This window comes from Maribacter sp., assembly GCF_049667165.1.
Lineage (GTDB): Bacteria > Bacteroidota > Bacteroidia > Flavobacteriales > Flavobacteriaceae > Maribacter_A.
This window is the reverse complement of the sequence record NZ_JBATHS010000153.1, coordinates 1-5,787: the sequence shown is the minus strand read 5'-3', so window position 1 is coordinate 5,787 and position 5,787 is coordinate 1. Positions and strand designations below refer to the sequence as shown.

The following is a 5,787-nucleotide window of genomic DNA, read 5'->3' as shown; positions in this document are numbered from 1 at the left end:
TTTTTGAGCTGCATACGAGCTTCTAGCTATTCGTAAATAAGGGCTTCCCAGATTGATTAAACCAATTCCATGCTTACCCAAATGAAACAGCAATCCTAAACCACGAATTACCGACTACCCTCTTCTGTCTACTGTCTACTGTCTACTAAATTACTGACAACTGTCAACCAAATTACTTCTTCCTCATAAAAATGGTAATGGGCACGCCAGTAAAGTCAAATTTCTCCCTTATTTTATTCTCTAAATATCGCTTATAGGGTTCCCGAACATACTGCGGCAAATTGCAAAAGAACGCAAACTGGGGGTACGGAGTGGGTAACTGGGTACAAAACTTAATCTTAACAAATTTACCCTTATACGCCGGGGGTGGATAGGATTCAATGATAGGCAACATAATATCATTGAATTTTCTGGTCACTATTTTTTTGCTTCTATTTTTATACACCTCCACGGCTGTTTCGATGGCTTTATAAATTCGCTGCTTGGTCAAGACCGATATAAATAGTATGGGTACATCGGTAAAGGGCTCAATAGCTTCTTTTATCTTTTCAGTAAAGTGCTTCATGGTATTGGTTTCCTTATCCTCGATCAAATCCCATTTGTTCACCAGAATCACGATACCCTTATTGTTCCGATGTGCCAACCAAAAGATATTAGCCACTTGGCCATCAAATCCCCGCGAAGCATCAAGCAAAATCAGGCAGACATCACTATGCTCAATGGCACGTACCGAGCGCATTACCGAATAGAATTCAAGATCTTCCTTGACCTTGGCTTTTCGACGTATCCCTGCAGTATCGACCAAATTGAACTCAAAACCAAACCGGTTGTATTTGGTATCTATACTATCACGGGTCGTACCAGCGATGTCGGTAACAATATACCTTTCCTTACCGATGAGCGCATTGATAAAAGAAGATTTTCCCGCATTGGGCCTACCGACAACCGCAAACCGAGGAAGATCACTTTCTTCCTCTTCATTTTCGGGCAACACGGCTACCAAAGCGTCCAACAGCTCCCCGGTACCACTACCATTGATACTTGATAAGGGGAAATACTCCCCTAAACCCAAACCGTAAAATTCGACGGCATCCTCTGCCCGTTTGGCATTATCTACCTTGTTCACGGCCAAAAAAACCGGTTTGTTTACCCTACGCAATAATTTTGCCACGTCCTCATCCATACCCGTAACACCGGTCTCAACATCGACCATAAAAATCAACGCATCGGCCTCTTCAATGGCCAACTCAACCTGTTTGTCGATTTCTTGCTCAAAGACGTCATTACTACCGAGAACATAACCCCCGGTATCGATTAAAGAAAATTCCTTGCCATTCCAATCACTCTTCCCATAATGTCGGTCACGGGTCACCCCGCTTACCGCATCGACAATGGCTTCCCTTCGCTGTATCATTCGATTGAATAAGGTCGATTTCCCTACATTGGGTCTTCCAACAATGGCCACAATAGCACTCATACTTCTCTATTTTGGCGCAAAGGTAGCACTATTTAATCTGCCAAAAAGTATAACGCAGATCTAAAAGATATAAGTTGAGGGTTGCTTAGGTTCAAAATGACCTTAATCAGAAATTACTCGCAATTGATTTTACCAATGGAAATATCAAAGGCCTTTGTGATGACAAGTAAGGCTCATTGGCCTTTCTTTTTCTGATTTCCTTGGCGGGATTTCCATAGGCTACAGCAAAATTGCCAATATTCCTTAGGACCAAAGTCCCTGCACCTATGACTGTATGTGCTCCAATAGTAATGTTTTCAATTACATATGATCCCAAGCCAATGGAGGAAAATGCCCCTAAACTTAAATTACCACCAGCACAGACCCTTGGAGCCAGACTGGAATACTCCTGCATATGACCATCGTGGTCCAATGAGGAAGATGTATTTAAAATGCAATGGTCATCAATCATGGAATTTGTGTTGACAATAACACCTGGCATAATGGCCACTCCTTTCCCAATACGTACATTTCGTCCGATGATCGCACTAGGGTGAATCGTTGAAATAAATTGGAAAGTAGATGTAACTTTAGTGATATTCCTAACTAACTGTTGCCTATTCCAATTATCACCTACGGCCACTATTCCTCCAAAAAGATTATATTTATCCATCAAATAAGGAAGATCGTATTCAGAACCCAAAATTTTATATCCATTAAAAAGGGTATCTTTTTTCTTAAAGGAGTCGATGAAACCAATAACATTGTACTTAGCTTCTTTTTCAATACAGTCCAAAATGGCACTGCCATGTCCTGAAGATCCAATAATGACTATATTTTTCATGTAAATTAGGGGATTTTAGTGTTTTATCGATAAAATCGAACACTTAATCGATGAATCAAATATAGAAAAAAGAAAATAGATGACTAAAATGTTTTGCTATATTTATTAAAATTCCATCCAAAATCAAAGATTGATGAGCATCTTACCCAATGAAATTGTCTTACGCCCCAGGTTTCAACTTCAATTGGAACAAACCAAGGACCAGGTATTAAAAACCTTTGAAGATGTAGATCAGCCTCCGTTTGTGGTCAAACGTATGGACGACCATGTCTTCATAAAATTCAATCAGGAGAAGGTTCATTTTTGGTCTCCTCAATTACATCTGGAAATTAACGATGTTGATGAAGGTGGTAGCAGGCTCTATGGCCTATTTGGTCCAAATCCCACCTTATGGACCTTTTTTATGTTTCTTCATTTTGGGGTTGCCACTATTTTTATCGGGCTGGGTGTCTGGGCCTATTCCTCTGTTTCATTAGGTCGGGACTATGGTCTTCAAGTTGGATTAATGGTTTTTATGGTGCTATTATGGTTTGTTCTCTATGGCGTAGGGCGTGCTGGAAGAAGTAAAGGGAAACCACAAATGCACGAATTGCATCAGTTCATGAATCAAAGGTTAGGTAGGTGACCGTTAGTTTTTATTGTACCCGAATCGTTTCAATTGTCGGGCATCACTCCGCCAGTTCTTGTTTACCTTGACATACAATTCAAGATGTACTTGCTTGCCAAAGAATTTCTCAAGATCCTTGCGGGCCGCTACGCCCACACGTTTTAAGGCACTGCCCTTATGGCCTATGATAATCCCTTTTTGTGAATCGCGTTCCACCATGATTACGGCCCGCATTCTAATAATTTCAGGGTCTTCGAAAAACTCCTCGGTCTCAATCTCAACGGAATAGGGTATTTCCTTCTTGTAAAAAAGCAATATTTTTTCGCGAATGGTTTCATTGACAAAAAAGCGCTCAGGCTTATCGGTCAATTGATCTTTAGGATAGTACGGTGGTGAGACGGGAAGCAACTCCAAAATACGTTCGAACACGCCTTTGATATTGAAATTATTCAACGCCGAAATCGGATGAATTTCAACCGTGGCCAGTTGTTCTTGCCAGTATTGGATCTGTTCTTCCAATTGTTCCTGGGTCGAGGCATCGATTTTATTCAATAATAAAAGTACGGGGATTTTACTATTCTTAATCTTATTGAAAAACTGCTCATCCTTGAGGGCCTTCTCCCCTATCTCGACCATATATAATAGTACATCGGCATCTTCAAAGGCCGATTTTACAAAATCCATCATTGAGGCCTGAAGTTCGTAGGCCGGTTTAATGATTCCCGGTGTATCCGATAAGATCACCTGAAAATGATCCCCATTGACTATACCGAGAATACGGTGTCGCGTGGTCTGTGCCTTCGACGTTATTATGGAGAGTTTTTCTCCCACGAAGGCATTCATCAAGGTTGATTTCCCCACATTGGGATTCCCGATAATATTTACAAATCCCGCTTTATGCTCTTCCATGCTTCAAATTTTTAAAATATTCATTGGCAGCCTTATTCACTTTAGGAGCCAATAAAAGTACTGCGATCATATTGGGTATCACCATTAATGCATAGGAAAGATCGATCAGGTTCTTTACCAATTCCAATGAAGCCACAGCCGCAAAAACAATCATGATTACAAAGTACCAATTATAAAGCCTACCAATTTTAGCGTTTGTCAAAAAGGTAAGGCATTTTACCCCATAATAGGAATAGGTAAATAAGGTGGATAAGGCAAATGCCGTCACAATCAACATCAACAGGTCATCACCAAAACCAAAAAGTGTTTTTTCAAATGCCGATATGGTCATTACAATGCCGCTATGGTCTTCGAGATACGCACCACTAAGAATAATGACCACGGCCGTAAAGGTACAGACCATAATGGTATCTATAAAAGGGCCTAGCATAGCGACCAGACCTTCCTTGATGGGATTATCGGTCTTGCTTTGTCCGTGATACATCGGAGCACTCCCAAGCCCTGCCTCATTGGAAAACATGGCCCTACGTACGCCAATAATCACCAATCCCCAAAAACCACCGGTAACCATAGTATCGAAATCCCATGCTTCGGTGATTATCATTTGCAGCGAGGGAATGATCTGGGATGCGTTTAACACCATGACAACGACAACAGCAACAAAATAAACGGCTACCATAAAGGGTACAATGGCAGAAGCCACCTTGGCGATTTTGGTCAATCCCCCAAAAATGACGAGGGAAGTCACCACGGCCAATACCAGCCCAACGGTCCATTTCCAATTGGTATCACTCATCCCGTAAATAGTCTGGGAGGGTTCGACCACATTCATAAACGTTTCGGTGAATTGGTTGGCCGTAAACACGCCTAAAAAACCAAACAATCCGCAAACAGCAAAAAAAATGGCCAATGGTTTGGCTTTTTCACCCAAACCCTGTGTAATATAATACATAGGGCCCCCTTGAAGGTTTCCATTGGCATCGGTACTCCTGAACATGATGGCCAAGCTGCACGAATAGAATTTGATACACATGCCTATTAAGGCTGTCATCCAAATCCAGAAAACAACGCCTGGCCCACCATCATGTATGGCTATGGCCACACCAGAAATATTACCTAACCCCACGGTGGCTGCCACCGCAGCAGAAAGCGCCTGAAACGAAGTAACATCACCTTTGGCCGTCACAGTATCATACTTACCTGCTGTTATGGCCAAAGCATGCCCAAAGTAACGATAGGGCATCAACTTGGAATAAAACACCAAAAAAAGTCCGCCTAGAATGAGCAAAATGAACATGGGCCACTCCGTATAGGGCAGCATCTTTACGATAAAATCATTGATTAGGTCCATGCGCTATTAAAATCCGAAGGTATGGATTTTAAGGATTTTATAGGAATTGTGGCGAAAAATAATCTTTGCCCAAGTTTTGATAGATCTAAAAAACCGTTGTATATTTGCCGTCCATATCACGGGATAGCGTAACATCTTTTGACTTGGCTCAGGATTGGATATTTTATCGCCTTGAGAAAAAAATGGAAAACAGTGCTTTTGTTAGTACTTTACAATACATCGCGGGGTAGAGCAGTACCCTTCGACTGCGCTCAGGACAGGGTACCTACTTGACTTGAGAGAAAATAGAAAATAGTGCTTTTGTTAGTACTTTACAATACATCGCGGGGTAGAGCAGTAGGTAGCTCGTCGGGCTCATAACCCGAAGGTCGCTGGTTCGAGTCCAGTCCCCGCTACTAAGAAGAAGCCTCAAGGAAACTTGGAGCTTTTTTGTTTAAGGCCCAAAACCCTTAACGGGTCGCGTAGCTCAGCTGGTCCTGACGAGGTAAACCTGTCAGGATTCTGATATTGCCGAAGGCAATCGTCAGAAATAGAGCACATGCTTTCGTAACTGACCCTCGAAAGCCTGTAATTAAAAATGGTCGCGTAGCTCAGCTGGATAGAGCATCTGCCTTCTAAGC

At 41.9% G+C, this 5,787-nt stretch carries 5 protein-coding genes and 1 tRNA gene; 2 read left to right on the top strand and 4 right to left on the bottom strand.

What is annotated here, in order from left to right; translation table 11 throughout:
* Nucleotides 1-172: 172 nt before the first annotated feature.
* Together der and WBM98_RS07825 are read right to left on the bottom strand one after the other, a co-directional pair.
* A complete protein-coding gene (gene der / locus WBM98_RS07830) occupies nucleotides 173-1,477 on the bottom strand; it encodes a ribosome biogenesis GTPase Der (protein ID WP_424365465.1) in 1,305 nt (434 codons plus the stop codon).
* Nucleotides 1,478-1,583: 106 nt separating this feature from the next.
* The gene (locus tag WBM98_RS07825) at nucleotides 1,584-2,300 is read right to left on the bottom strand and encodes an acetyltransferase (RefSeq protein WP_424365464.1); all 717 of its coding nucleotides are present in this window, start codon (nucleotides 2,298-2,300) and stop codon (nucleotides 1,584-1,586) included.
* A gap of 133 nt (nucleotides 2,301-2,433) precedes the next feature.
* Between WBM98_RS07825 and WBM98_RS07820 the strand changes: the two genes are divergently transcribed.
* The gene (locus WBM98_RS07820) at nucleotides 2,434-2,925 is read left to right on the top strand and encodes a GTP-binding protein (protein WP_424365463.1); all 492 of its coding nucleotides are present in this window, start codon (nucleotides 2,434-2,436) and stop codon (nucleotides 2,923-2,925) included.
* A 3-nt stretch (nucleotides 2,926-2,928) separates the two neighbouring features.
* Here WBM98_RS07820 and era read toward each other — a convergent pair whose 3' ends face one another.
* Both era and WBM98_RS07810 read right to left on the bottom strand, forming a co-directional pair.
* Nucleotides 2,929-3,816, bottom strand: coding sequence for a GTPase Era (gene era, locus WBM98_RS07815; RefSeq protein WP_424365462.1), 888 nt, complete (start codon nucleotides 3,814-3,816; stop codon nucleotides 2,929-2,931).
* The gene (locus WBM98_RS07810; RefSeq protein ID WP_424365461.1) at nucleotides 3,803-5,167 is read right to left on the bottom strand and encodes an alanine/glycine:cation symporter family protein; all 1,365 of its coding nucleotides are present in this window, start codon (nucleotides 5,165-5,167) and stop codon (nucleotides 3,803-3,805) included. Before WBM98_RS07810 ends, era begins: the two co-directional genes overlap by 14 nt.
* 322 nt (nucleotides 5,168-5,489) lie before the next feature.
* Here WBM98_RS07810 and WBM98_RS07805 point away from each other — a divergent pair.
* Nucleotides 5,490-5,562, top strand: a tRNA-Met gene (locus WBM98_RS07805).
* Nucleotides 5,563-5,787: the final 225 nt, after the last annotated feature.